The sequence below is a fragment of the Chitinophaga arvensicola genome (genome assembly GCF_900110835.1).
In the GTDB taxonomy this organism is placed as follows: domain Bacteria; phylum Bacteroidota; class Bacteroidia; order Chitinophagales; family Chitinophagaceae; genus Chitinophaga; species Chitinophaga arvensicola.
On sequence record NZ_FOJG01000002.1, the window covers coordinates 2,509,103 to 2,535,136 of the forward strand.

At 43.7% G+C, this 26,034-nt stretch carries 29 protein-coding genes; 5 read left to right on the forward strand and 24 right to left on the reverse strand.

Going from position 1 to position 26,034, the window contains the following annotated elements:
• Positions 1 to 9 precede the first annotated feature (9 nt).
• The gene (locus BMW79_RS27420) at positions 10 to 1,140 is read left to right on the forward strand and encodes a C1 family peptidase (RefSeq protein ID WP_089900767.1); all 1,131 of its coding nucleotides are present in this window, start codon (positions 10 to 12) and stop codon (positions 1,138 to 1,140) included.
• A gap of 215 nt (positions 1,141 to 1,355) precedes the next feature.
• On the opposite strand, the gene BMW79_RS27425 is transcribed toward BMW79_RS27420, so the two are convergent.
• The 15 genes from BMW79_RS27425 to BMW79_RS27495 all read right to left on the reverse strand — a co-directional run bounded on the left by BMW79_RS27425 (position 1,356) and on the right by BMW79_RS27495 (position 15,363).
• Complete coding sequence (locus BMW79_RS27425; protein ID WP_089900770.1) at positions 1,356 to 1,643, reverse strand: acylphosphatase; 288 nt, start codon at positions 1,641 to 1,643, stop codon at positions 1,356 to 1,358.
• A gap of 446 nt (positions 1,644 to 2,089) precedes the next feature.
• Positions 2,090 to 2,689 carry a 2'-5' RNA ligase family protein gene (locus tag BMW79_RS27430; protein ID WP_089900773.1) on the reverse strand — a complete coding sequence of 200 codons (600 nt, stop codon included), beginning with the start codon at positions 2,687 to 2,689 and terminating at the stop codon, positions 2,090 to 2,092.
• 131 nt (positions 2,690 to 2,820) lie between these two features.
• Positions 2,821 to 3,582 (reverse strand): triose-phosphate isomerase, encoded by a 762-nt coding sequence (tpiA, locus tag BMW79_RS27435; RefSeq protein WP_089900776.1) that lies wholly within the window; start codon positions 3,580 to 3,582, stop codon positions 2,821 to 2,823.
• Between the two features lie 9 nt (positions 3,583 to 3,591).
• Complete coding sequence (locus BMW79_RS27440; RefSeq protein ID WP_089900779.1) at positions 3,592 to 4,767, reverse strand: putative sugar nucleotidyl transferase; 1,176 nt, start codon at positions 4,765 to 4,767, stop codon at positions 3,592 to 3,594.
• Positions 4,768 to 4,836: 69 nt separating this feature from the next.
• Positions 4,837 to 5,088, reverse strand: a complete 252-nt coding sequence (locus BMW79_RS27445; protein WP_079473370.1) for a type B 50S ribosomal protein L31 — start codon at positions 5,086 to 5,088, stop codon at positions 4,837 to 4,839.
• Positions 5,089 to 5,162: 74 nt separating this feature from the next.
• Positions 5,163 to 5,654, reverse strand: coding sequence for a YajQ family cyclic di-GMP-binding protein (locus BMW79_RS27450; RefSeq protein WP_089900782.1), 492 nt, complete (start codon positions 5,652 to 5,654; stop codon positions 5,163 to 5,165).
• 93 nt (positions 5,655 to 5,747) lie between these two features.
• A complete protein-coding gene (locus BMW79_RS27455) occupies positions 5,748 to 6,503 on the reverse strand; it encodes a head GIN domain-containing protein (RefSeq protein ID WP_089900785.1) in 756 nt (251 codons plus the stop codon).
• Between the two features lie 37 nt (positions 6,504 to 6,540).
• Positions 6,541 to 7,623, reverse strand: a complete 1,083-nt coding sequence (locus BMW79_RS27460) for a hypothetical protein (RefSeq protein ID WP_089900787.1) — start codon at positions 7,621 to 7,623, stop codon at positions 6,541 to 6,543.
• Positions 7,607 to 8,164, reverse strand: a complete 558-nt coding sequence (locus BMW79_RS27465; protein WP_089900790.1) for a hypothetical protein — start codon at positions 8,162 to 8,164, stop codon at positions 7,607 to 7,609. Before BMW79_RS27465 ends, BMW79_RS27460 begins: the two co-directional genes overlap by 17 nt.
• Positions 8,164 to 8,730: an RNA polymerase sigma factor gene (locus BMW79_RS27470; RefSeq protein WP_089900793.1), complete on the reverse strand. Its 567-nt coding sequence runs from the start codon at positions 8,728 to 8,730 to the stop codon at positions 8,164 to 8,166. Before BMW79_RS27470 ends, BMW79_RS27465 begins: the two co-directional genes overlap by 1 nt.
• Positions 8,731 to 9,068: 338 nt before the next feature.
• On the reverse strand, positions 9,069 to 11,546 hold the full coding sequence (locus BMW79_RS27475; RefSeq protein ID WP_089900797.1) for an outer membrane beta-barrel family protein: 2,478 nt from the start codon (positions 11,544 to 11,546) through the stop codon (positions 9,069 to 9,071).
• 422 nt (positions 11,547 to 11,968) lie between these two features.
• A complete protein-coding gene (locus BMW79_RS27480; protein WP_089900801.1) occupies positions 11,969 to 12,907 on the reverse strand; it encodes a DUF2167 domain-containing protein in 939 nt (312 codons plus the stop codon).
• A gap of 176 nt (positions 12,908 to 13,083) precedes the next feature.
• Entirely contained in the window at positions 13,084 to 13,509 is a 426-nt protein-coding gene (locus BMW79_RS27485; RefSeq protein WP_089900804.1) for a hemerythrin domain-containing protein, read from the reverse strand.
• A 9-nt stretch (positions 13,510 to 13,518) separates the two neighbouring features.
• Entirely contained in the window at positions 13,519 to 14,688 is a 1,170-nt protein-coding gene (locus tag BMW79_RS27490) for a prolipoprotein diacylglyceryl transferase family protein (protein ID WP_245752701.1), read from the reverse strand.
• 261 nt (positions 14,689 to 14,949) lie between these two features.
• Positions 14,950 to 15,363 carry a BrxA/BrxB family bacilliredoxin gene (locus tag BMW79_RS27495; RefSeq protein ID WP_089904333.1) on the reverse strand — a complete coding sequence of 138 codons (414 nt, stop codon included), beginning with the start codon at positions 15,361 to 15,363 and terminating at the stop codon, positions 14,950 to 14,952.
• A 240-nt stretch (positions 15,364 to 15,603) separates the two neighbouring features.
• Between BMW79_RS27495 and BMW79_RS27500 the strand changes: the two genes are divergently transcribed.
• Positions 15,604 to 16,056, forward strand: a complete 453-nt coding sequence (locus BMW79_RS27500) for an Hsp20/alpha crystallin family protein (protein ID WP_089900809.1) — start codon at positions 15,604 to 15,606, stop codon at positions 16,054 to 16,056.
• 163 nt (positions 16,057 to 16,219) lie between these two features.
• Entirely contained in the window at positions 16,220 to 17,053 is an 834-nt protein-coding gene (locus BMW79_RS27505; RefSeq protein WP_089900812.1) for a hypothetical protein, read from the forward strand.
• A 378-nt stretch (positions 17,054 to 17,431) separates the two neighbouring features.
• Here BMW79_RS27505 and BMW79_RS27510 read toward each other — a convergent pair whose 3' ends face one another.
• Positions 17,432 to 18,832 (reverse strand): type III PLP-dependent enzyme domain-containing protein, encoded by a 1,401-nt coding sequence (locus tag BMW79_RS27510; protein ID WP_089900814.1) that lies wholly within the window; start codon positions 18,830 to 18,832, stop codon positions 17,432 to 17,434.
• Positions 18,833 to 19,093: 261 nt separating this feature from the next.
• A complete protein-coding gene (locus tag BMW79_RS27515) occupies positions 19,094 to 19,720 on the reverse strand; it encodes a WbqC family protein (protein ID WP_089900817.1) in 627 nt (208 codons plus the stop codon).
• Between the two features lie 841 nt (positions 19,721 to 20,561).
• Between BMW79_RS27515 and BMW79_RS27525 the strand changes: the two genes are divergently transcribed.
• Positions 20,562 to 21,017: an LEA type 2 family protein gene (locus tag BMW79_RS27525; protein ID WP_089900822.1), complete on the forward strand. Its 456-nt coding sequence runs from the start codon at positions 20,562 to 20,564 to the stop codon at positions 21,015 to 21,017.
• On the opposite strand, the gene BMW79_RS27530 is transcribed toward BMW79_RS27525, so the two are convergent.
• The 3 genes from BMW79_RS27530 to pyrE all read right to left on the reverse strand — a co-directional run bounded on the left by BMW79_RS27530 (position 21,014) and on the right by pyrE (position 22,804).
• Positions 21,014 to 21,469, reverse strand: a complete 456-nt coding sequence (locus tag BMW79_RS27530; RefSeq protein WP_089900825.1) for a hypothetical protein — start codon at positions 21,467 to 21,469, stop codon at positions 21,014 to 21,016. The two genes, BMW79_RS27525 and BMW79_RS27530, sit on opposite strands and share 4 nt — an antisense overlap.
• 266 nt (positions 21,470 to 21,735) lie before the next feature.
• Positions 21,736 to 22,116 carry a heavy-metal-associated domain-containing protein gene (locus BMW79_RS27535; RefSeq protein WP_089904337.1) on the reverse strand — a complete coding sequence of 127 codons (381 nt, stop codon included), beginning with the start codon at positions 22,114 to 22,116 and terminating at the stop codon, positions 21,736 to 21,738.
• 52 nt (positions 22,117 to 22,168) lie between these two features.
• Entirely contained in the window at positions 22,169 to 22,804 is a 636-nt protein-coding gene (gene pyrE, locus BMW79_RS27540; RefSeq protein ID WP_089900828.1) for an orotate phosphoribosyltransferase, read from the reverse strand.
• Between the two features lie 142 nt (positions 22,805 to 22,946).
• On the opposite strand from pyrE, the gene BMW79_RS27545 reads away from it, so the two are divergent.
• Complete coding sequence (locus BMW79_RS27545; protein ID WP_089900831.1) at positions 22,947 to 23,567, forward strand: NUDIX hydrolase; 621 nt, start codon at positions 22,947 to 22,949, stop codon at positions 23,565 to 23,567.
• A 40-nt stretch (positions 23,568 to 23,607) separates the two neighbouring features.
• Here BMW79_RS27545 and BMW79_RS27550 read toward each other — a convergent pair whose 3' ends face one another.
• From BMW79_RS27550 to BMW79_RS27565, 4 genes are read right to left on the reverse strand one after another with little or no spacing between them, the layout of a single operon-like run.
• Positions 23,608 to 24,039, reverse strand: a complete 432-nt coding sequence (locus BMW79_RS27550) for a hotdog fold thioesterase (protein WP_089900834.1) — start codon at positions 24,037 to 24,039, stop codon at positions 23,608 to 23,610.
• Positions 24,040 to 24,057: 18 nt separating this feature from the next.
• Positions 24,058 to 24,534, reverse strand: coding sequence for a pantetheine-phosphate adenylyltransferase (gene coaD / locus BMW79_RS27555; protein WP_089900837.1), 477 nt, complete (start codon positions 24,532 to 24,534; stop codon positions 24,058 to 24,060).
• Positions 24,535 to 24,561: 27 nt separating this feature from the next.
• On the reverse strand, positions 24,562 to 25,116 hold the full coding sequence (locus BMW79_RS27560) for an RsmD family RNA methyltransferase (RefSeq protein ID WP_089900840.1): 555 nt from the start codon (positions 25,114 to 25,116) through the stop codon (positions 24,562 to 24,564).
• The gene (locus tag BMW79_RS27565) at positions 25,107 to 25,976 is read right to left on the reverse strand and encodes a DUF3822 family protein (protein ID WP_177192357.1); all 870 of its coding nucleotides are present in this window, start codon (positions 25,974 to 25,976) and stop codon (positions 25,107 to 25,109) included. Before BMW79_RS27565 ends, BMW79_RS27560 begins: the two co-directional genes overlap by 10 nt.
• Positions 25,977 to 26,034: the final 58 nt, after the last annotated feature.

Sequence of the window (26,034 nt, forward strand, 5' to 3'; positions counted from 1 at the left end):
AGATAGTTTATGAAAGCATTTTGTTTTACCCTTGCCATGTTTGCCGCTGTAGCGGCGAATGCACAGGAAAAGGGCATTACCATCAGCAACCTGGAAAACGGAAAAATCAACGCGGCCACACCGGTTAAAAACCAGGGCATGACAGGCACCTGCTGGTCTTTCTCCTCTACTTCTATGGTAGAATCGGAGTGTTTGCGTAAAGGACTGCCCGAACTGGACCTGTCCGAAATGTTTACCGCCCGCAATATCTATATAGAAAAAGCAAAAAACTATGTGCGCCGTCAGGGATTTGCCCGTTTTGATGAAGGCGGCCTCGCACACGATGTGATCCACTCCATTGCTACCTATGGCATTGAGCCCGAAAGCGTTTACAGTGGCCTTAAAGGAAACGCCACCATTCATAACCATTCAGAAATGGTGGTGTCCATGAAAAAATACCTGGATAGCATCATTAAGGTATCTCCGGTACCAGACAACTGGGTTTCCCAGTTTACCGGTATACTCGATCAATACATGGGCGCTCCCCCGGCTACTTTTGAATACAATGGAAAAACCTATACGCCGCAAACCTTTGCTAAAGAAGTGGTAAAATTCAACGAAGACGATTACGTCTTCCTGACTTCTTTCACTCACCACCCTTTTTACAAATCCTTTATACTGGAAGTACCGGACAACTTCTCCAACGGCGCCTACTATAACATACCACTGAAGGAACTGACCAGTATCACGGAAACAGCTCTCCAAAAAGGCTATACGGTATTATGGGATGCCGATGTGAGCAATCATGGATTCGCCAGTAGCAAAGGCTTCGCCCTGTTCACCTCCCCGGATGCCGGCGCTAAAAAAGACAGCATAGATCCGGATATAACAGAAGCTGCATATACCCAGGATTCACGTCAAAAACTCTACGAGGAACTGATTACACAGGATGATCACCTGATGCATATTACCGGGATTGAAAAATCACCAAAAGGTAAAACCTTCTTCCTGGTAAAAAATTCATGGGGTAAAAACTCCAGTCCGTTTGGCGGCTATATGAATGTATCGGAAGCTTATTTCGCTGTAAATACGATTACCATTGTAGTACCAAAAGCTGCACTGGATAAAACACTCCAAAAGAGATATACCAGCAACAACTAGTGCGCGTACGCCCTTCATACTACGCATATATGGCGCCACACATTGCTGTCCATAAACATGCATGACAAAGCGCAAAGAAATTTTCACGGTTGTATTCAGTTGCGATTGCCCCGTAAAATTTCTTTGCGCCAGTTGTCTACCGGTCACGGATAACTTTTTGTCTGCGATTAATTGGCATAGGTAAACGAGCACCTGCTGTTACCGGACCAGGGGATTTATGAATAAAGGATAGTAAACCCTTTGATATGTTCTACCTCTCCGTCAGTGATCTCCACTTCCCTCACTGCCGCCATAGCTGGTCCCGACCTGCACCAGGCAATAAAATCTTCCATCTTTTCCGCTGTTCCCTCTGCCAGTATCCACACACTTCCATCCAGCAAATTTTTTACTTGTCCCTGTACCTGCATTGAATCGGCTACACGCTTTGCATTAGCTCTGAATCCTACTCCCTGCACACGGCCCTTCACAATGATTTCCTTGTGTACAATTGTCCTGGTTGCCATAAATTTATAACGATTTACCCCGTAATGGTCTTCTTCGGATGGGGTTATACCACATGAATACAAGACACACTAAAGAACTTACTAAATTTCCGTCAAAGATACAAACAACCAGAAAACTAATTACAAATCTGCCGCCTTCAAGGCATACTGATCGGGAAGAATTGGTAAAACAAACAACTATCTGAACCAGGATTTACCGGATTAAGGACCCGCAGCACCAACGAAAGGGTGTACCGACGGATTCAATAACTATTGCGCTTAACAGACAACTGCTAAATAACTGAAAAGCAGCAACAGCAACAGTATGAAAGGATGGTTAACTTGGGGGAAACAAACACCGATGAAAATGGATATAGAGGGATAACAAATTATTTTATCCGTCTCTCCTTCACCGATCCTGCGAATCTACCATCCGGCAATTCCTGAATCAGACAATATCTGACAGCTTATGCAGCCGCGTAATTAAATAAGGAGCCAACCATATGTTCAATGTCTCCAAAAACAAAATCTTTCACACGTTCGTACTTACCTCCACCCGCTGGTCGCTTCAACAGGCTGAAACAATGACAATTAAAGCTGCGTACAAAAATCTGCTGCGCCAGTAACGGCATGATCATATTCACCTCCGCATCCTGCAATCCCCTCGCCAGCATAATATGCGGCTTGAATGACTGTGGCTTTAACTCAAATGTCTGCATAATACTCCGGTGCAGATCCATCAAAGGCTTGGGATTCGCCACGTTGATGAATACACTGTTATGGCCATCTGCATGCCGCAAAGCATCGATCTTTGCCGTATAAATGGCAAATCCGGCCTGCTTGCGCGCTACCTCTTCCAGCATATTGATAAAATCGTTCTGAAAGCGCTCAGGAAAAGCCGACCTGAAAAGGGCCACATGAACCGGCGCAGCAGACATCAACGTATCATTTAATTCAGTTGCTACGAACTGACGGATACGGGTCACATCCTTCGCCACAAGGGCATCCGGCTGAACCACCACTAAATAATCAAATACCTCTTCCGAAATTTCATAATTCGTATTCATAACCTGATATTTTAATTCTTCCTGTTAGAATGACAATACGAATATACAACCTTTTTATTGAAATACTAATTTTTTTAGCATTTTTTACTAAAAAAATACGCAGTTGTCATAACTGCGTATCCTTCAATTATTTAAGCCAGCTTCTCAATGATAGCTACAAAATCAGCAGCTACCAGTGATGCTCCACCAATCAAACCACCATCTACATCCGCATTGGCAAACAGTTCTGCAGCATTACCCGGCTTCGCGCTGCCACCATATAAAATGGAAGTATGCAACGCCGCTTCCCTGCCAAATTTATTAGCAATCTGCGAACGGATAAACGCATGCATATCCTGCGCCTGCGCCGCACTCGCAGTTAATCCCGTACCAATCGCCCAGATCGGCTCATAGGCAATCACTACATTTTTCAACTGCTCTTCCGTCAGATGATATAAGCTTTCCTCTAGTTGCTTCGCTACATAAGCATTCTGCGTTTCTGCCTGCCTGATTTCCAGTGGCTCACCGCAACAGAAAATTGGCTTCAAACCAGCCGCCAGTACCAGATCTATCTTCTTTGCCAGCATCGCATTGCTTTCCTGGAAATATTCCCTTCTTTCAGAGTGACCCAGAATAACATAATCCACGCCTATTGATTGCAGCATCTCTGCAGATACCTCACCGGTATATGCGCCGGATTTTTCGCTGTAACAGTTCTGTGCCGCTACAAAATAACCAGGATAGCTTTTCAGCAACGACTTTGCCTTCTGTAAATAAGGAAACGGCGTAGCTACAATCACTTCCTGTCCTTCTTTCAGTTTCAGTCCTGCCTGCAGGATATCGTTGATCAGCTGCTCGCCCTGTGCCAGCGTAAGGTTCATTTTCCAGTTACCTGCAACAATTTTCTTTCTCATACTGTGATATTAAGTTTTAAGGTCTTTCTGATTTATAAATGCATATACTGCTTCCAGTATCATTTGATCCTTTTCCGTGAGTTGCTTCCCCTTCAGTGCCATCCAGTTACCTGCATCCCGGAGCGCTTCCACCAACCTGTATTGCCCGCTATCCCAACTGAAGGAAGGCACAAATTTGGGCGGAAAATGCCCCCCGAATACATTACAGGATACGCCTATCACGGTACCGGTGTTCAACATCGTATTAATGCCGCAACGACTGTAATCTCCCATCATCACCCCACATTTCTTTCCCGCAGACATAGCCTCTCCACTGGCTTCCATCCACACTTTCACGTCCGACACATTATTTTTCAGATTGGAACACGAGGTATTTGCCCCCAGATTACACCATTCCCCTATCACTGCATCTCCCAGATACCCGTCATGCCCTTTATTGGAATACCCAAAGAGCACACTGTTCTTTATTTCCCCGCCAACCGTACAGTAAGGCCCCAATGTTGTAGCCCCATATACTTTCGTACCCATCTTCAATACCGCTCCCTCGTTCATCGCAAAAGGCCCCCTGATCAGGCTACCTTCCATGACCTGCGCATTTTTCCCGATATAAATAGGGCCCGTACTGGCATTCAGTACACTGCACTCTATCTTTGCGCCGGGTTCCACGAAAATATCCGTATGATTGATCTGTTGATTGGTGTGTGATAACAGCGCAGAGGTTTTCCCCGCTGTAAGCAGCTGAAAATCTGCCCTGATTGCCTGGTCGTTGAGCGCAAAGATATCCCATGGCTTATAAATTCCCAGTACTTCCCCGGGATAATTTTTCCGGTCACCGGCAGAGAACAATGGTACATCCGCTCCCAGCACCGCTTTGGCCAACAACTCATTATTCTTATACAACTCCTGGTCCGGCGCCAGATCAAGGATAGCTGCCACCAGCCCCGCATCAGGCAGGATATGTCCGCTCAGTAAAACAGTAACAGACTGGCTGTCTTTATGCAGCAAGGGAAATTTTGCCTGCAGATGCGGTACGGTGAAATGACTGATACCTGTACCCAGCCAGTGTTCCCATTTCTCCTGTATGGTAAGTATCCCTACTCTGCAGGCAGCAATGGGTCTTGTATGTGTAAAGGGGTATAACAGTTCACGTACGGGCGTGTCAAAAAGAATATAATTACGCTCCATAAGGGGCTAAAATAAAAAATCCCATCGATAAGCCGATGGGATTTTCCTAAAAAATATTTTACTTAGAAACTAAGCTTTCTTAGCGTAGCGCTTGTTGAATTTATCAATACGTCCTGCAGTATCCACCAACACGTTCTTACCAGTATAAAAAGGGTGAGAAGTATTGGAAATTTCCAACTTAATCAACGGATACTCATTACCGTCTTCCCACTTTGCAGTTTCTTTGGAAGGTGCGGTAGAGCGGCTTAAAAAGCTCTCGCCGTTTGACATATCTTTAAATATCACAAATCTGTAACTTTCTGGATGGATTCCCTGTTTCATATCAAAATTATTGTAAATACAGGGTGCAAAGTTAACTAATTTTCTTAAACACCCAAAGATTATTCGTAAAAAAATCAGGATTTCATATTAATGTACTGCAAAGGAATACCCAGGTTAGCTTCCTTGGCCTTCTGGATAACTTCCTGCAAGTCATCAATTTTCTTCCCTGTTACCCGTACAATATCGTCCATAATCGCGGCCTGTACCTTTAAACCGGCATCCTTGATCATTTTCACTATCTTCTTGGCATCTTCCTGCTTAATACCATTACGCACCGGTATCTCCTTCTTAAATACCTTACCACTCTGGTATGGCTCCTTACTCAGATCGTAAATAGAAGCATCCAGCCCCTGGCGCATGGTTCTGCTCACCAGCACATCCAGCACCTGACCCAGCTTCATATCACTGTCTACTTCTATATTCAGCACCAGTTCTTTCTTATTCAGTTCAATCTCCACATGTGAACCCTTGAAATCAAACCTGTTGGTGATTTCCTTCTTCACCGTGTTAATCGCATTATCCAGTGTCTGTAAATCTACTTTGCTAACAATATCAAAGGACGGCATAACTAAAAATTTTATATTCGAACGACAAATATAAAAAAGAAAAAGCAGGTAGAGAACTACCTGCCCGTTATATACTCTAAATCTAACTTGTTATTATATCTTGCTGATCTTACCCATGCCGGAAACTGACTGGGTAATACTCGGTTCTCCTTTATATTTAACCCTTCCCATACCGGATATACCAATATCCAGTTTCTTCTGCACAAACACATCTGCTTTACCGGTACCGGAAATTCCAATCTTGGCATCGCCTGTGGCCAGATCCAGTGCCGAAATATCAGCAGAACCAGAAATTCCGTAATCCGCTTTCTCGGTACTTCCCTTCAGCGTGATGTTGCTCGCACCGGACACACCCACTTTCAATTCTTTGGTATGGATGTCCAGGGTTGCATCTGCTGCACCACTGAACCGCAGCTGGATACGGTCGCTGTTCAGCGTACCCTTGCTGGTAAAACCGCCCGCTCCGCTGGCCGACAGCTTATCTACCTGCTTCAGCGTGATATATACCCTGATTTCTCTGGTAGGCTGAATATTATACCCCTTCTTGGAATGGATACTCAGTTCGCCTCCGGCAATATCTGTCAGGATATAAGGCAACAGGTTATCTTCTGCCTCTATCCGGATACTGTGGGTACTTCCCTGTTCAATTATCACTTTATACACCCCGGAAGTACTGATATCGGTAAAGGCAGTCGCCGGACGTGATTCTTCTTTTACATTCCCGTTACCCCGGATTCTTTCTTCGTTAAAAGAAAAAGCATATTTACCGATATGCGAGAAGGACACCAATACCGTTGCTGCCATTAATAAAGGCAATGCGACTAACAAATAAATGGCAATTCGTTTCATAGTTGTATGTTAAAAAAGGTTTTAGAATGGCGGCTGATTAATAACTTCCCATTTTCACATCGGTGTTGGTACCCCGTACTTTTATATAGGGAGATGATTCACTACCGGTGACTGTCTGTGCAGAGTAACGAAGTGTCGAACCCTTCTCCTGGGAACTGACATTTTTCAGCTCCAAATGGCCGGCATTCATGTCGCCGTTCACCAGGTTAACTTCTATCAACAAAGGTTGCTTTGGTGCAAAACTTATATTCAGATCGGAATACGTAAGCAGTAAATCTGCCTGCTTAAAACCTGTTCCCACTTTCTCTATTTTCACATCGCCATAAGTCATATTCAGATCCACAGATTGCTGTAATTCCTTTATGCGCACATCGGAATAAGTTCCCCTGCCAGACACCGCGCCCACTGCATCAATTTTATAATCATCATAGTTCGACGATATCTTCAGGCTACCCAACCGGCTGAAACCATATTCACTGTAATTTGAAGTAGCATCCAGCGATTCCAGTTGCTCTCCGCGAATGGTGGAGTAATTGCCTCTTACGGTCACTTTACCGGCCTTTCCGATCTTTCCTTTATCACAGTAATTGATTCTGAAACTGAGTTGCTGCGCCTCACGGATATCAAAGGTGCAATAGTTCATATCCAGTGTTACAGGAAAAGAAAACTTGTCAGCGATCACATCCCCGAACTGATTGGTTACCTGCAGATCCTGCAGGCTTTGCGGGATATAGATATCGTAGTCAATGTTTACGTAATCCTTGGAATCCATCTTGCCGCCCCAGGAAAACCAACCGGAGCTATTCTTCGACGGGCTATAGATAGAGTTGAACGATACTGTGCCTCCACTCTGGTTGGTATTGATATCCACCAGTTCTGCAATGGCTTTGGCCTGCTCATCACTCTTTCCGAAACCGGTAATGGTAATAGTGGCCTTGATCTCATTCTTATTCCAGGCGTGAAAAATGATCTTGCCGTATTTGTTGGAAAGGGTCAGTCTGGCATTATCATTTACCTTGAACTCCTTTACAACCGTTTTCTTGTAAACCGTTGCGCCCTCGTGAGCGGCTGCCAATAGCGGCATCAGCAGAAATAACAGGCATTTAAATCTCAGCTTCATAATGTTTTTTTGTGTTACCGGGAGCTACATGCTTCTGCTGTAACTCTTCCAGAATTTTATCCAACAGGTCCAGCTTCAGCTGGTAATAGCGCACCATGGCGGCGCGGATTCTTTCATTGCCCGGATTATTTTTTAATTCTCTCTCCAGTGCTTTATAAGTATCGTTGCGAAGCGCCAATTCTTTACGGGCAGTGCTATCCAGCCCCAGTGCGGCATCCGGATAAGCATTAATCTGCTGTAGTTTTTCGTTGATGCGTGTGGTATAGTATACACCCGCTTCCTGTATATCCGGCGCTATTACAGCCAGTTCCTGCTGCTGATGCTCCCGGTGCCTGGTGAAGTAGAACAATGCCGCTGCATTGGCCATCAACACCACTATCACGGCTGCTTTAAACCAGTTTTTCTGTAAAAGGGAAACCACCTTTCCTTTGCGCCCGACCGTCAGTTCCTGCTCCAGCGCATCCCACACCCTCGGTGAAGGCCCCTTTTCCTCAAATTCCTCCCGGTGCTGACGGATAAAACTTTCAAAATTGTCTGGCATTAACGAGTTACATTTTGCTGTTTTACAATCTGCCTTACTTTCTCTTTGGCCCGCATATACTGCGTTTTTACGGTAGATTCGGTAATACCCAGCATTTCTGCTATCTCCCGGTGTGAATACTCCTCAAAAAGATAAAGATTCAACACGGTCCGGTATCCCTGTGGTAAGGTATGAATAGCAGATTTCACCGCCGCAACGGTCCAGGTAAACTGGGCCTCATCGATCCCCTCCTCTGCCTTTATTTCCACGTCCTCTACATCTTCAAAATACACTTTCTTTTTACGCAGTGTATTCAAACAATGATTTACCACTATCCGCTTGATCCAGGCACTGATACTGGATTCTTTCTCCAGCTTATGAATACTCCGGTGCACCTGGATAAAAGCCTCCTGTAAGGTGTCTTCCGCATCACTCACGTTGTTGGTCATACGCAGACAGATATTATACATGGCAGCAGAGTAAGCGTCGTACAATTCACGGAATGCACGAACATCTCCTTTTTTGCAGCGTTCTACAATATATTCTGCTAATGGCGTCTGATTCAAGTTAGTGGCTGATGCTTTCATTATAAAGACAGTAATTGTAAAAAAGGTTGCATACTGACGATGGGGAAATTTCCGGTTTAGTGTGACATTATCCGCTTTGTTAACAGCAAAATTCCGTTATCTGATTAATTATTAACTATTTATAGAGCATGGATGAAAGAGGTGCCAGGTGAAAAATTTCTTCAAAATTATTGTAATGTCCTATCCTCCGGGGTCAAATTATACCAAACTGCCATTTCCTGTGATGAAACCAACACATCTTTATGCCGGTGTAATGTTAAGGAAAACGCAGCCCGGTAAAGGGCTACGTTTTTCCCTCCTTATATACCTAAAAAACCATCTTTCAAACGGGACTGGTCTTAGTTACCGCCCTGTTTTACGCGATTTTGCTCGGCTTCCAGTCCGGTCTGACGGTTGCGCGCTGCCTTTACATTGGTGTTACCAAAGCGATAGGTAAAGCTCAGACGTACCTGCTGTGCATCCCATTTACTATAGATAGAGGTGTATTTACCCACATTGTCAAACGATCCGCGGAAGTAATTGGTTTTAAGCACATCCGTTATATTCAGCTTTAAAGTACCCTTACCTTTCAGCACTTTCTGGGAAACACCCAGGTCCAGGGAGCTCAAAGACTTCATTCTGAACAATCCTTCGTCTGTTACCTGCGGAGATACAAAGAAGAAGGTGGCTTCGGCAGACAAATCCTTGCTCAGGGTGAATGTTTGCTGGGTACGTGCAAAGAAGCCAGGAGAGGAAAGCTTCACAGTACTGTTGTTTACCACCGTTTCAAAACTCGCATAAGAGACAGACACCGTTGTAAAACTCATCCACCACTTTGTAATAGGCATGGGTACAGATACGTTCAGGTTAAAATTGTTAGCCTTTGCCACGTTCTGGTATTTATGCTTCAGAATAGTGGTATCACCGGTAGATTGATCCACCTCTACTTCCAATACCCTTGTCATCAGATCCTTTGTATGCGTATAACCGATGGAAGTAATCAGGAACTCTTTGAAGGTATGGGTGATCTCAAAATTGTTTGAATACTGCGGCTTCAGGTTAGGATTACCGGATTGCTTGGTATACCTGTCCAGGTAAAATTCAAACGGATTAAGATCTTCATAGCTCGGACGCTGGATCCTGCGGCTGTAAGTCACTCCCAGGGTATTACTTTTATTCAGTTTATAAGTCAGCGCCATGCTGGGAAACAGGTTGAAGTAACTGGAATCATTCTTTACTTTGCTTTCCTCCTGGTTTTTGGTAGAGGTGGACGTACCCTGGATATTGGTTTGTTCTCCACGTAACCCTACCTGCACAAATACTTTCTTAAACTGCTTGCTGAAATTCAGATAGGCGGCATTTACATTTTCCTTGTAAATAAAGTGGTTGGAACGGTTCTCATCCAGTACCCAATTGCCTCCTCTCAGCGAATCAAAGCGGGCATCATTGTCTGTTTTCACAAAACTCACTTTTGCACCGGCTTCAAATTTTGCCTGGTTTCTCAGCGGATGTGTGTAGTCAATTTTAGCAGTTTTAATATCGATAGTGGATGGCTGATTATTCCGGGAAGTGTCGCTGGCAAGAATTCCTTTCTCACTGGCATCATGTGAAGTGGCATATAAATTAGCCAGTTGTTTTTCCGTGTTTTTTGCGTAATCCACGTCGATGTTCAGTTCCCTGCCGGTGGTGTCCAGGATACCACGGTAGTTCAGGTTAAAGGCATTCCGGTTCCAGTTATTCTTTTCAATAGTATTGGTTTTCAGAATAGAATCCACCTGTTTGCCATTACCAATGCGGGTACTGGCATTACCCGGTGTGTTACGGTCGCCGCCGGAAATATCTGCCATCACACCAATGGTATGACCTTTACTGATGAAGTAGTCGGCCCCGATTTTACCCGCTTTGTAATTGGATTTCTGATGTATACCATTTACCTGGTCAAATACCCGGTTCTGGCCATTTTCGGTGAAGGCACGGTAAATACCCAGGTCCTGTTGCTGTTCCCGGTGACTGTAATTCAAAGAGCCGAACACATTGAATTTCTCATTACGGTGATTCAGGTTCAGGCCACCGTTCCAGCGGGGTCTGATACCCTGAGCCGCACCAAGACTGATATTTCCGTTGGTACCATAGTTGGTGTTCTTCTTTAATTTCAGGTTAATGATCCCTGCGTTGCCGGCGGCATCGTATTTGGCGGAAGGATTGGCAATCAGTTCAATCTGGTCAAGATTGGTGGCTGGCATACTTCTCAGCAGCTCGGCAACGTCCTGGGAGGTCATATTGGTTGGTTTACCATCTATCATGATGACTACACCGCTTTTTCCCTTCATGGAAATATTACCATCCTTATCTACTGTTACTGTAGGGGATTTTTCCAGCGCTTCCATCGCAGAACCACCAGCGGCAGTGATGCTGCTTTCCACATTTACTACCATTTTATCAGCTTTCTGCTCAATAAAAGGCTTACGCGCACTTACATCGACACCTTTCAGGGTTTTGGAAACAACTTCCAATGATACGGCCGGTACTTTTACCGGGGTCACCCCTACTTCAAAAACAGGACTGTAACGTTTGGTCATACCAACGGCCACTGCCGCAACCAGGTATTTACCCTGTTTTACCTGTTCAAATTCATACTTACCGCTTATATCTGCGATCGCTCCTTTTACCAGCGATGAATCTTTTGCTTTTAATAAAGTTACAGTAGCAAACTCTACTGGTTTGTTCCCGGACTGGGTGATTTGGCCATTTACTTTGGGGGCATTTTGGGCAAATGAAGTTAAAGCAGTACCTAAGACGCTCATTGTTAAGGCTATAGCTTTTAAACTTGCTTTCATATAAGGGTGATTTAGAGTGGTTTTGACGTTGTGATTGACTTTTTTTAGTTCCTTAGTTTGTATACTACAATGGTTAAACTACTACAGTGGTTAGACTACTACATTAGATTAACTACTACGATGTAAAAGTAGGTATTATGTATTACACAGTACATAGCATTACACAAGCGGTCTGTAGAAAGGGACGAATGGTAAATTGCTATGGAACGATAAGAAAGACGACCCAACAGAGAGAATGTTGCAAGAGAATCTGCACTATATTAAATAGCGGTGTTAATACCGGATAACCGGTATTATGGAAGGATAAAATGAATGATCAGTCCCCGACCCGGGAAAAAGGAGCTATATATAAAGAGGAGTAATATCTCCGGCTACCGCCGGATGACGAATAAAAAGGTGGATAAAAGGTAAAAACAAGGCTCCTAGTTCAGGTGCTCGTCTATTTTTATCATTTTGCGGAAGGCGGATCTGCGGCGATGATGATGGTAATAATCCATAAAGTAAACAAATAATACCATACACAAAGCCACCAGCATGGTGGATAAGATACTCCGGATGCTCAATAATATATTATCAAACGACAATATCCGGAGAAGCACGGACTCCTGCACGGGGGTCCAGAGACTAGCCTGATCAGTGCGTGGGTTAAAATCAATATACCGGTTACCTGCCGTAAAATATGCGCCGGCTGCCACTGTAGCAATCTGTTGTTTTATTAACGCCAACTCAGTGGATTTACCAATGGCGGTAAAACAAAGCGCACCTTTCCTGCCCAATACGCGGACTTCATAATTCAGGGAAGCTGGTATACCTCCACCAAAATGTAATATCCGCGCCCAGTGTAAAGTATGATTACCGGCATTATAATATGGTGTAAAGGCCCAATCCATTCCTGTAATAACACCCGCGCCTTTCCGGCGACGCAAAAGATTATCACTTTTCAGATCCTCCTTCATCTCCACCAACAACTTCTTATAATCAATCCGCTGGATTTCTGACTCTGCCATATAACCGGACGGTTCAAAGGAAATTACCACCCCACGGAAATTTTTCTCCATAGGCCCCATTCTGTCTGGCAACAACACACCCACGATATTTGGATTCTCCGGGTTGCCCCATAAGTGCTCTACAAGTATCCTGCCCTGCGCTCCATCGAGCAGGCGATAACCCGCCGGCACCTGCAAAGTGGCGCCTTGCCCCAACTCCTGTTCACCCGTTTTGTAATTAAAGGATGCTGCAAGTATCTCAGATGAGTCCAGTTTCTCGTATTTACTGAGACTATCTTCCCGGGATAAACCCAGCGCATTGAGGTGGAATGTCAGGCAACCGATTGCCAATAAGCTGTAAAAAAACGTACGCATAACTCTAATTAAATAGCCACAGGTTATTTACCAGCTAAACAAACAAGGAGAAACCGCGATGAGATGTATAGATAATTAATGGAACAATATTACAAACACATAGTGCTACTATAACTCTGTTGAAAAATTAGTATTAAAATCAGCTCCGTACAATAACACGTTCAGTACATTTATAACTACTCCAGTTTCAGGTTGGCCAGCACATCCGGCAACTCCTGCTGCAGTAATTCGAAAAACTCCCGCTCTTCCTTACGGATGTGGGCTTCCAGGCTGCAAGCCAATATATGCATAGATGCGTCCAGATCTGTACTGTCTGTTAGTGTACTATACATGCGGGAAATAACCAGATGTTCTTCCTGCAGCTCGCGGATCATGGCATCTATCACCTGATTTTTACCAGCGCATTTTTCAAAAAGATACTCTTCCTTTTGAATATGCGGCACCATGGTTTCCTGAAATACTTTAATGATATACTCAAATCTGGCTTGTGTTTCCAGCGGAAAGCCTTCATAAGGCGAAGCATCTTGTTTCAGGTAGCGGCATACAAATAGGAGGCGCCTGTGCTCGTGCGACAAGGGCACTAAGGAAGAGTGACGTTGCATATACTAAAATCAGGAAAGCTTATTGGCAGCGGTATTATTTTTTCGGTAGATGCTGATCAGTACAATACCTCCGATAACCAGAAGCGTGGAAATGATTTCGGCCTGTGTGGGATGAAAGCCGAATATATCATACCTGGTATCGACTCTTATCTTCTCTATAAAAAATCTTTCTACGCCATTTAATATCAGGTATATGCCAAAAATAACACCTGGCGTGGTTACTTTTTTCCTGATCCCCCAAAGGATACCAAACAAAATCAGGCAAACAATAATTTCATATAACGGTGTAGGATATACGGCTGTTGGCAATACCTTACAGTATTGTCCATCACAACCGGCTAACTGTACTCCTTCTTTAATAACATTGTGCGGATAACCATATGCAAAAAGCCAGTCGGGCAAAAAGCCCAAAGCTCCCGGCTTTTCAAAAGCAGCATGCGGAATCTGCTCTACGCTGGCATATTGCTGTTGAAAGAAACCGGCATTCTTTTGTACCACATCCGTAAAATTGGCGGGCGCCATCTTCACCGTATGGCCGGTATTGGTATCAATGGTGTAGGCGCTGTTGTAAATACCCCAGTCGCCATCTCCGGAAAAATGACAACCCATTCTTCCTATAGCGTAGGCCAGCATCAATGCGGGCGCCGCACTATCGATCAATGCACGGATATTGAATTGTCTCTTGCGCGCATAGCTGATAATCACGATGGCCGCTACAATCAAACCACCGTAAAAAGTAAGTCCGCTGAAAGATAACAATGCCCCGATCGGGTCGTGTACAAAGTCGTTCCAGTTTTCAAGATTGTGAAATATTTTAGCACCAAGTAAACCCGCAATAGCAGCCATCACAATAATATCTGGTACCCGGTGGTGCGGCATCACCATTACCACCTGCTCTTTCGGCTGTGGCAAGGCAGCCTTCTTTTTAGTGTAGTACTTATATCCGGCCATGGCGGCTCCTAGTAGAATGCCTGCAAAAAGACTACCCTGACTGGAAAAAACAAAGGCCTGTAAATCCTGGGAAGCAGTATCCCACTGAAAAAAGATCCCGAGGATCTTATACCCGATAAAAAATCCTACTACCGCATTACCAATCAGTTCTCCCTGAGAAGCAGGTAAGCCGGTAGTAATCTTTTCCGGAATACCTTTCAGTAATCCAAGCGCCTCGTAGCGCTTCAATTCACGCGTTAAAATATAGGCCCCAGCCAAAAATGCAATGGCGACAAAAAAACCAAACGTCTGGAAAATCTTCAAAAACGGAATCTCTATGCCAAGCAGATCTCTGAACGCGTAATATAAATTAGGATACATAGCCGAAAAAAAAATTGGTGATCTGAATCTTCCTATGAACAAAGCCGAATTTAATCAAAAGGAAAATCAAACCACCAAAGTACGATGCAATTTCGAATTTCTAAATTTGGAATTTAGAAATATGAATTTTTAGCAATATTGTTCAAAAGCGTCCGCCAGGTTTGCTGCAATCATCTGTGCAGAACGGCCTTCGATCATGTGGCGCTCGATAAAATGCACCAATTCACCATTTTTAAATAATGCGATAGCCGGAGAAGAAGGTGGATAAGGCATCAGATGAGTACGGATCTGTCTTACTGCATCACCATCAAAACCTGCAAAGCTGGTCGTCAGCCTGTCTGGTTTCTTTTCGCTGTGCGCTACTGCCAGCAATACACCCGGACGGGCAGTACCTGCAGAGCAACCACATACAGAATTGATCACTACCAGGGTAGTTCCTTCTTTCTGTAAAGTATTATCAACGCTTTCTGATGTCAGCAATTCTTCAAAGCCATTATCTGTCAATTCCGCCTTCATAGGCATTACTAGTTCCGCTGGATACATATAATTTGAGTTTTTTCTGTTTGTATTTTTTACAAAGTTAATTATATGTACCCAGAAAGTAAAAAAATGGATGCGCAATTAGACTTTTTGACACAAATTATACAATCATAGTGACACAATGTCGCAATCTGTAACCTTTTTACTAACAAAATAGCAGTTTTTACGGCATGGTATCCCATTTGATCTGTACCTGGTATCAACAATAAAATTGATTTCACACTAAAAAAATTTATAGAGACTATGACACACATCAAATTTAACCACAGCCCACTTCCCAAATCATTTGGCGGATTAGTAGAAGACATTCTCAATGGAGGATTAAATAAATACGTGAAAGATGATTTTCTGACCAACGATTATTTTACCACCCATCCTCCGGTAAATATCGTAGAAACACCGGAAGCCTTCCTGCTGGATGTAGTAGCACCCGGCTTCTCTAAAGAAGACTTCAAAATCAGTGCAGATGAGAAAGCTATTACCATCAGCGCGGAAAAGAAAACTGAAACAAAGAATGAAGGCGACAAACAGGTACGCCGGGAATTCAACTTCAAATCTTTTAAACGTTCCTTCACTATCAGCGAACAGGTAGATGCAGGTAAGATTAATGCGAAATATGACAACGGAATCCTGAAAGTAACCCTTGGTAAAAAGGAAAACAAACAGGATGCCCCTAAAGAAATAGTAGTGGAATAAGGGAAGTATGGCTTCCCGTTAAAAGGAAGCCTGCTGTAGTAACATGAGGGTTTAAGTAAGGGATGCCTGCAAAGGCGTCCCTTTTTTTATATCAGGAATTCACACAAACGTTGAATTTACCATTGTTTATTATGCAATAATTTGCTTCTCTAAGCACGCACTCATGGCAAAGCTCTTCCGGCAAGGCTGGTTATTCCTTAAAAACATTTATCTGAACACTGAAAAAGTAGTGATTGGTAAGGTACTCCTCCATACCGAAAACACTTACGAACAGGCAAAAATCAAACTGATCTTTGATTATGCCTTCTTCTATATCGTATTGCTGGTAAGCCTGCTTTTTATCAATATGCTCAGCCTGAATGTGGCCAACATGATCCTGATCCCACTCATGATCGTGTTACTGATAACCTGCCTGTTACTGCTGAGAGCAGGTATCTCCGCAAAGATAACAGGGCTGCTCACTACCCTCACCACCCTGATCATTCCGATACTTTCTTCTTTCTTCAACAACCAGGACCTGAGTCCCAAATACACACTGATATGGGTGATGAGCATCCTGATCTGCTACATCACCGTGAATCTTACGGCCGCACTGATCTGGAGCCTTACCCTCTGTAGCTACCTGATTGCAGTGGCATGGATCAAAGTGGATAGTGTGCCGGTGTTTATTACCCCAGGCTATTCCCCCGTTTTTCAATACCTCGCCAATCCACTCGTGGTGGGCATGTACCTGCTTTTCCTTATCCGCGCACTGGGACAGTACTATCGGAACATTATTTCCATGGAACAAAAAAGAACGGCAGAAAAACAAAAAGAGCACCTGTCCCTGATCAATCAACACCTCACCAAACAGTTCCTGCTGGTAAAAGGCTTTTCCTCTTCGGGGAAAACAGCCATTAGTAAAGGGGAAATAGAATTGCTGGACAGCTGCTTCAGCGAAATCGAAAAACACTGCGGATCCGCTATCGACTATCTCAATGATTCACAGACAAAATAGGCTTACACATCTGTGTTATAAAAGAATAGGCCTATATTAATACTATTCGTATTATATCGATAAGTAAATATTACCATTTGTGTTATTTCCGGACATCATGATGATAAATTAATGCTTCTCCCTTCCAAATGATTAAAACAGGATTAGAAAAAATTACAACTTTTATGCCTTATGGATGGCTGACGATAACTTTATCTTTGTGCAGTCAATATTCATCTCCTATTTTCCTTATGCCGGATGAATATCATCTAACCTATGCCATGATAGGGCTTTCAGTAACTTGAAAGCCTTTTTTTTATCACTGAGAGAAAAAAAATGAAAAAAAATAAGCCCCCCGAATAATCGGGGGGCTTTCAGTAGGATTACTAACCCATTTTTTTAATAACCCAAAATTTTCAACATGCTCTGCGCAGTCTGCTCCTTGGCATACAGCCAATCTTTCAACTGCCCGTTTTTGTCGTATCCTACAATCACATGTTTCGGTGAAGGAATAAGACAATGCTTGATGCCACCGTATCCACTCAGCTGATCCTGGTAAGCGCCGGTATGGAAAAATCCAATATACAGCGGCTCACCGGATGCCTGTTGCTTAGGCAGGAATACAGCATTAATATGTTCTTCTGATGTGTAAAAATCGTATCCATCACAGGTAAGTCCACCGAGATGCACTTCCTGGTATTCCTGGTCCCACTTGTTAATAGGCAACATCAGGAACTTCTCCCCAATACCCCAGGTGTCTGGTAAAGTAGTAATGAAAGAGCTATCAATCATATACCAGGACTCCCTGTCGTTCTGCATTTTTTCACCCACCACACTATAGATCACCGCTCCGCTTTCTCCAACGGTAAAGGAACCAAACTCTGTGTAGATATTAGGTACGGGTACCTTATTCTTCTTACACATACTCTTGATATTGGCCACAATCTCGTTTACGATATAGTTGTAATCATAGTCGAAGCCAAGGGAGTGTTTGATCGGGAAGCCACCGCCAATGTTGATGCTATCCAATTCAGGACAGATCTTCTTCAGCTGGCAGTAAAGATTCATTACACGGTTAAACTGGCTCCAGTAGTAAATGTCGTCTTTAATCCCTTTATTCATAAAGAAGTGCAGCATTTTCAGCTCAAACTTCTCATTACCTTTAATTTTATCAACATAATACTCCAGGATATCGCGGGGAGGAATACCCAGGCGGGAAGTATAGAAATCGAAGCTAGGCTCCTCTTCTGCTGCCACCCTTATACCCAGTTTCACCTTATCCTTGATCCTGATATTACGCTTGTAGTCTTCCAGCTCTTCCTTATTATCCAGGACAGGAAGTACATTTTTAAACCCACTGTTTATCAGACGTGCAATAGCCCTGGTATATGCCTTGGTTTTAAAACCATTGCAGATAACATAGGTTTCCTTATTTATCTTCTTACGCTCATATAATTTATTGACAATGTCAATATCATAAGCAAAGGAAGTTTCAATATGCACCCCATGCTTCAAGGTTTCCTCCATAATAAAGGAAAAATGCGAGCTCTTGGTACAATAGCAATAAAAATACTCCCCTTCGTACCGGTTCTTCTTAATGGCGTCATGGAACATTTTCTTCGCCTTGTTAATCTGCATCCCGATTTTCGGCAGGAAAGTCAGTTTAAAAGGTGTACCATACTTGTCGATCAATGCCTTAATATCCAAACCATTAAATTCCAGGTAGTTGTCTTTAACTTCAAAGCCCTCCTGGGGAAATTCAAAAGTCTGTTTAACCAGGTCTGTGTAGGTGTTGTTCATTTAGTACTGCAAATGAATTTTAGGAATTAGTAATAGAAAAAAATAACAGGATAACAATCCATTTTTCCCTCACTGGGAAACTCCTGGTTTACACACCTACGTCAGTTCGAACCCCAGCAAAATAGGTTGCAAATCTAAATATTTTGTTGATTGCCACCTCAATTTTTTTCGGGAGGTATTGATTAAAAAAGCACCATTACCCGGGCAAATATACAAACAATTACAAGTCAACAAGTTAAATAATATTATCCGATATCTCGCTTAGTCTTCCTGCAATATTTCCAAAGACTGCTTCCCTTCACAAAAAAGCAGGTCTAGTACACTGAGACCGGGAATAAAACCGGTACGCTCCTGGAATACCTGGGTATAGGATGGCTCCGCTTCTCTTACCACGTCCGGCAGGATCGTTTCCCGGGCATCCGTTACTCCCGTTACTTCCTTCTGATAGCTCTCTGTAAACGTTACTGGGATCATAAGGCCCAGCTTGCTATTCATCCATTCAAAACAAGCCATGTTCCAATCCAGTAAAAAGTCAAAACGGGTTTCAAATAATTCCTGCAGGTCCGCTTCATAATATTCAAACCAGGGTGAACGACGATAAGCAGACACCAGCGTTTTCCAATGCAAACCCTGCCATTTCTCCTCATTACTGATCCGTACATCCTTCATCACGGTCCGCTGGTTTTTCCCTTTTGCCAACGGTACACTCAAAATCATCCGGCCATTTGGCCCCGCTACATAACAACGGTTTCGATAACTGACCTTCTGATAGTGTTCATATTTCTCTATCTGTAATATATCGTGCTTAATTAAAGTTTTATATGAATCAATTGGTGGAAAATATTGAGATTCAATCAATAAAATCCTTCCTGATGCATTCTCTGTCATAATGTCAAATTTTAAGCGCCCGTTGTGAAATGACGTTTGTTCCACGGGACAACCACTTATACATAAATACTTAACAATTAACTTTAAGTAAATGATAAACAATTCATAGCACAGATATAAATATGCTAAATAAATTAGTACCCGTCTCTTTCAGCCAATTATTACCGAAATGCAAAAATACTAAAGAAATTAGTGGATTCTTTGTTCAATTTTAGCGAACACAGGAAGGATTACGAAGATAAGGTATTTTCATAAAGCACCATTTTATTTATATGTGTTTTATGTTCTAATTATTTTAGCGGCCTCCCCTGTTATTGTGCCCATTAAACACCTGCTTTACCACGAATAAAGCAGAGACTGCTTATATTTATTTAGGTAGAACTCCATAAAACAAGCTCTTCTTTTATATTATTGATGTGCCAGAGGTCGCCATAGAAATAACTGTAGCCAGCTCTTCTGTTTCCTTAAAAATGTCCGGAGCTTGCTTTAAAAAATTGATATTTTTTCCGAAAAGCGGACTCTTCTTTTGATTCAACATAATAGACAGAGACTGCTTAAAATCTCCAAAACCAAACTCCGATTTTACTATAGTTGTCACCGCCAGAACTTGCTTTTAAAATTCAACATCGCTGTCAAACCAGCCTCTTCCTTTACTGGATTCTCCCCCAGAGATCGCCTGGAAAAATTTAAAACACAGAGATATAACAACACTGAACATCGCCCCTTTTTTAAAATACTCCCTGCCGTTTCTCCGTTAAAAGTTTCCCAATTCAAAACCGATGTTTGATAAACTAAAAGCTTTGCAGTAGGTTTGACATAAATTAAATTACCTGGTCAGCTGATGAAAGTGCTTAGAATTTTAACTGCCGTTTTTCTTATCTGGGGATTAGCCAGTTCATGCGAAAAGAATAAAGACATTCAGTTCGTGAGAGTGGCCGGTATCGATATGGAAGAGCTGGGCATATCCAAAAGCATCGTAAAAATGACCCTGGCTTATTATAATCCAAACAATTACCGCCTTCAACTGAAAGACGCGAACTTCGACGTATATTTTGATGATACACAGGTAGGACACTCTTTACAAGACACCACTATTTCCATTCCCGCCAGAGATACATTCTATTTCCCGGTAAAACTGGAAGTAAATATGGCCAATGTGCTGAAAAATGCGTTCACCGCTTTCGCTAATAAAGAAGTCACCATTAAAGCTACCGGGAACTGTAAAGTAGGTAAAGCAGGCATTTTCCTCCCTTTTCCGATTAAATGCGAAACCCGGCAGCCGCTTAATTTCTTCTAGTCAACAGGACCACAATCCAGCAACGACATTATTTCCAATATATGGCCGCTCTCCGATACACTCCGGAGAGGCGACAGCCGTAAACCCGCTCTGAGTGCATTCAGATCCTCCAGCAGAGGGCCTTTCAGCCCCCCATTCCGCGATGCTGCCAGGTAGGCCAATGCTGTTTTGAGCGCCGATGCCTTCACCCGAAACGTATGCGGACTATACCGGCCGGGATGCAAGTGAATATAATCCGGCTTATCCGCCGCCAAACGCAGCACCCACACGGATGTATCAGACAACGCCATGGTGGCATAACCACCACCCTGCAACAGGTAAGCTTCATATGCCGCACGTGTACCCACCCCAGCCGTCTTCAGCTGTGTTCTTATTTCATCAAAAATAGCCGCTACGTCCAGCTGCCCGGCATACATATCCATCTGCGAGCCGCCAAGCGCCAGCAGCCGCACATTTATTTCGGAAGGAGCCGTTTGGAAAAGTGTTTCGATAAGCGCCGCCAGATGATGTTTCAGCGGATTAAAGAGAATTGGGATAACGTTAACTGTTTAAAAATGAAGTATAAGCGATAGGATAGTGCATCAATAAAACCGTATTTGAATATACACTGTAAAGTGACACATCTCCCAAAACTGTTCCGTGCTTCACTTACGCCCGGAAACAGTTCAGCCTTTAGTACTCCGCTTTTCGCAGGCATACCAAAGGCTGAATAATATAATTAGTTCTTTTTCTTCTTCGGATCCATGCCACCACCATCTTCAGGCTTCTTGCAGCAGGTAGGCAGTTTCTGGTAAGACTCCGGGTTAGCAGTTACATTGTCTGCATCATATCCTGCATTGGCAATACCGGTTTTGATATTCTCAATGTTGGTACGATCTGTATAATACTTTACCGTAGTTACATGTTTCTTGAAATCTACTTTCACGGATTGTACGCCTTCTTCGTGCGACATATACCTTTCAATCCTGTTTTTGCAGGATTCACACTGCACGGTCGGAGTACTGATCTTTGCAGTCTCGATCGCTTTCTGTTTCTGTTGTGCCATCGTTACACCAATACCGGCAAACAGGAACAACACGACTAATTTTAGGATACGCATAGTTGTAATATTAATACCCGAATATACGAAAAAAGTGATATGCAATTTTTGACTATTTCCCCCACTGATCCGGCGCACTTCTCCAGGCCTGCAAAGTAGCAATTTCATCTGCAGATACGATGCCTTTCTCTTCCGCCAGGGCAATCATCGCAGAATAGTTACTCAGCGAATGGAAAGGAACTCCCGCCGCTTCAAACGCTTTTACCGCAATATCAAAACCATAGTTGAAAATAGATACCATACCGATTACTTCGCCACCTGCTGCACGGATGGCCTGTACTGCTTCCAGGCTGCTTTTACCGGTAGAAATAAGATCTTCAATCACTACCACCGGTTGCCCTGGCTGTAATACCCCTTCAATCTGGTTACCCATCCCATGCTCTTTCGGCTTGGATCTTACATAAATAAATGGCAGCTTCAACTGATCTGCTACCAGCGCTCCATGCGGAATACCCGCAGTAGCTACCCCTGCAATCACTGCCGCATCCGGGAAGGTTTCAAATACCAGGTTGCACAACTCAGATTTAATATAGTCGCGCACGTAAGGAAACGATAAGATCTTCCTGTTATCGCAATAGATCGGTGATTTCCAGCCGGAAGCCCATGTAAAGGGCTGTGCAGGGCTTAATTTCACGGCCTGCACCTGCAGTAACTTTTCTGCAACTTGTTTTTCGCTTACTTTATTCATACAATCGCCAAAAGTACTATCATTTTATTCAATTTACGAATTAGCACCCACGAATTTATAGGGAGTTTCCCGAATCACAGACGATCCACCCAAATTCATAATTCGTAATCTCTAATTCATATTTCGTAATTACATTTGCGGCATGCAAGCACCAATTACGATCTATCTCAACGAACGTCCGCTCTTATTGAGTACTGATACCACTATCATTCCAGCTCGCCTGGCAGCTGCCAAAGTATACGACAATCCGGACACCAAAAAAATGGAAAATGTATTGCAGAAACTGGAAGATGGTAAAAAAGAAGCCGCAGTATTCATTGCCCCCGATGTAAAACAGCTCTTCAAAAAAGTATCCCTGCATTTCACCACCCTGGTAGCGGCTGGTGGTCTTATTACCAACCCTGCCGGAGAAGTACTCATGATGTTCCGTCGCGGAAAATGGGACCTTCCAAAAGGTAAACAGGACCCGGGCGAAGACCTCGAAACCTGCGCTTTACGCGAAGTAGCGGAAGAAACCGGCCTGCACAACGTTTCCCTGGAACATAAGATCACCGAGACGTTCCACTACTACCCCATGAAAAATAAAAAAGTACTGAAACATACCTATTGGTACCGGATGCTGTTTACCGGCACAGAATTAACCGTACCACAGATAGAAGAAGATATCCAGGACCTGCAATGGATCAGGCCGGAAAACGTAGAGAAGTACCTGAAATTCTCTTACGAAAACATCAGGGAAGTGTTTAGGGCCGCAGCCATGTAGTATTGCTTTGTTCCGGGAACAAACGCTCCCGGAACAAATACTATCGCTTGGCCAGTATGGCTACTGTTAACCGGCTTACACATACCAGCTTATGCTGATCGTCTGTAATACGGATATCCCATACATGACTATTGCTGCCAATATGCAAAGGCCTTGCGCAGGCATGTACATACCCGCTTCTTACCCCTCTCAGGTGATTGGCATTGATTTCCATGCCTACACAGATCTGCTTCTCCGGATCAATGATCAAACCAGACGCCATACTGCCCACCGTTTCTGCCAGCGCCGCCGAAGCGCCACCATGCAGCAAACCATAAGGTTGTACCGTTCTGTGATCTACCGGCATCATCATTTTCAGGTAATCCGGACCTATCTCTGTAAACTCCATTCCCAGACAGGTAGCCATGGTAGTGCCTCCCATCTCGTTCAACTGGTCCAGTGAAATCTTTGTATTGTGCCAGATCGTTTTCATATCATCTGCTTTATTAAATTATTGCTTCAGGCGTTGAATGCCTTCCAGTACTGCCGCCGGCAGGAAAGCTGAGACATCTCCGCCGTATTTATAGAGGTCCCTCACAAGTGTGGAAGCGATACTGGAATACTGCGGAACAGGTGTCAGGAAAATAGTTTCAATTCCGGGGGCCACGGTGCGATTGGCATCTGCAATAGCGCGCTCATATTCCAGATCACCGCCGGAACGGATGCCACGCAGAATAAAACGGGCATCCAGCTTTTTGCAGAAATCAATAGTCAGACCGGAGTAAGAAGCTACTTCTACCCGGGCGTCTGCCTTATATATTTCACGGATCCAGGCCATCCGCTCTTCCAGTGCAAACATAGGCGTTTTGCTGCTGTTTACCCCGATGGCAATCACCATGCGGTCAAACAAATCAAGCCCACGGTCTATCACATCCGTATGTCCCAGTGTGATTGGATCGAATGTACCCGGGAATAAACATGTTCTCATGAAGATGTTATTATTGATAGTGAACGGTCAGCGCTTTAATTCTTCCCGGTTAATAAATATAGAGAAGACGGTAGCGCCATAGTTTCTTTCTGATCTGTAATAAGAATAGTCCTGGAATTTCTTATGCTGTGTATGCTCTACCACCAGCCAGCCTTCCGGGTTCAATAACTCCTTCTCAAATACCAGTAATGGCAGCTGATCCAGCGTTTCCATCATATAGGGCGGATCTGCAAAGATCAGGTCGAACTTTTCGGTGCATTGCTGCAGGTACTTAAAAGCGTCCATTTTTACCGTTTTCAGGCCGGTAATTCCTAAAGACAATGCCGTTTTGCTGATAAAAGCCGCCATAGCAGGGTCTTTTTCTACCACGGTCATGTCGGTAGCGCCACGGGAAGCCAGCTCATAGCTGATGCTGCCGGTGCCGCCAAAAATATCCAGTGTTTTTAAAGATGGAATGTCCAGGTTATTTTCTATGATATTAAACAACCCTCCTTTTGCAATATCTGTAGTAGGCCGTGTATGCGGCATTTTTGCCGGTGGTTGTATTTTCCTTCCCCCACTCGCTCCTCCGATTATACGCATAGCGCTAACGCATATAAATTATGAAAATAATAGCCCGGTATTTCCTGCATTTTAGTAATGTAGTGGAAACCCGGTATTCGTTGTATCCATTCCAGGTGTGGTATAAATTTGTACATCTCCTGGTAAACACCGGCATCTGTAGCTACCGCACCACCCAATTTCACCTTCACCAGCTGCTCGTTCAGCTCCAGCTGGCGTAATATATTCACCAGGGCATATACCACATCCAACCCTGTCTGGTATTCCGATTCCTGCTGGATCAACAGTTTCCCTCCCGCATAAACGGTCATGGTAAAGGCATGCTGATCTACTTCTACAAATGCTACTCCGTCTTTTGCGTAAAAATCCAGGTCCATCGGGTAAGATTGCAGCAAGGCAGAATTGGCATGTATCACCAGATCAGTCGAAAACTCCTTGCGCAGGAATCCCAGCAGATCCTTATCTACGCTGTAAATATTCACCATTGGCAATGCCGGCAGCAAATCCGACAGGATGGCTTCCTGCATTTTCTCCGGTTTGGCCAGGTGCAGAAATTCCTTTTTCATGGAGGGCATATAGTACATATGCGGCACCAATACACCACCACCGGTATTGAAAGCCAGCAGTATAGATTTAAAAGCGGTAAATAACAGCTTGTCTGTATCAAATACCTGTTCTATCATTTCCAGATCGGCCAGGGCCAGCTTACGGGGCGTAAACTGATACGACTTCAACGCCAGGAATTTCTTAGCCGCCGGATCAAACACAGCATAGCTGAATGTGCCGCTTCCTACCAGTACCAGTAAATTGCAGGCAGTAAGATCTGTTTCCAACAGGGTTTCATCGTCTACCGTAAATGCAGGATGGATGTTATAAGCCACGGGCATATTTAACCTTTCAAATGAATTACAATAATAATCTTTTTAGTTAATTGGTGAG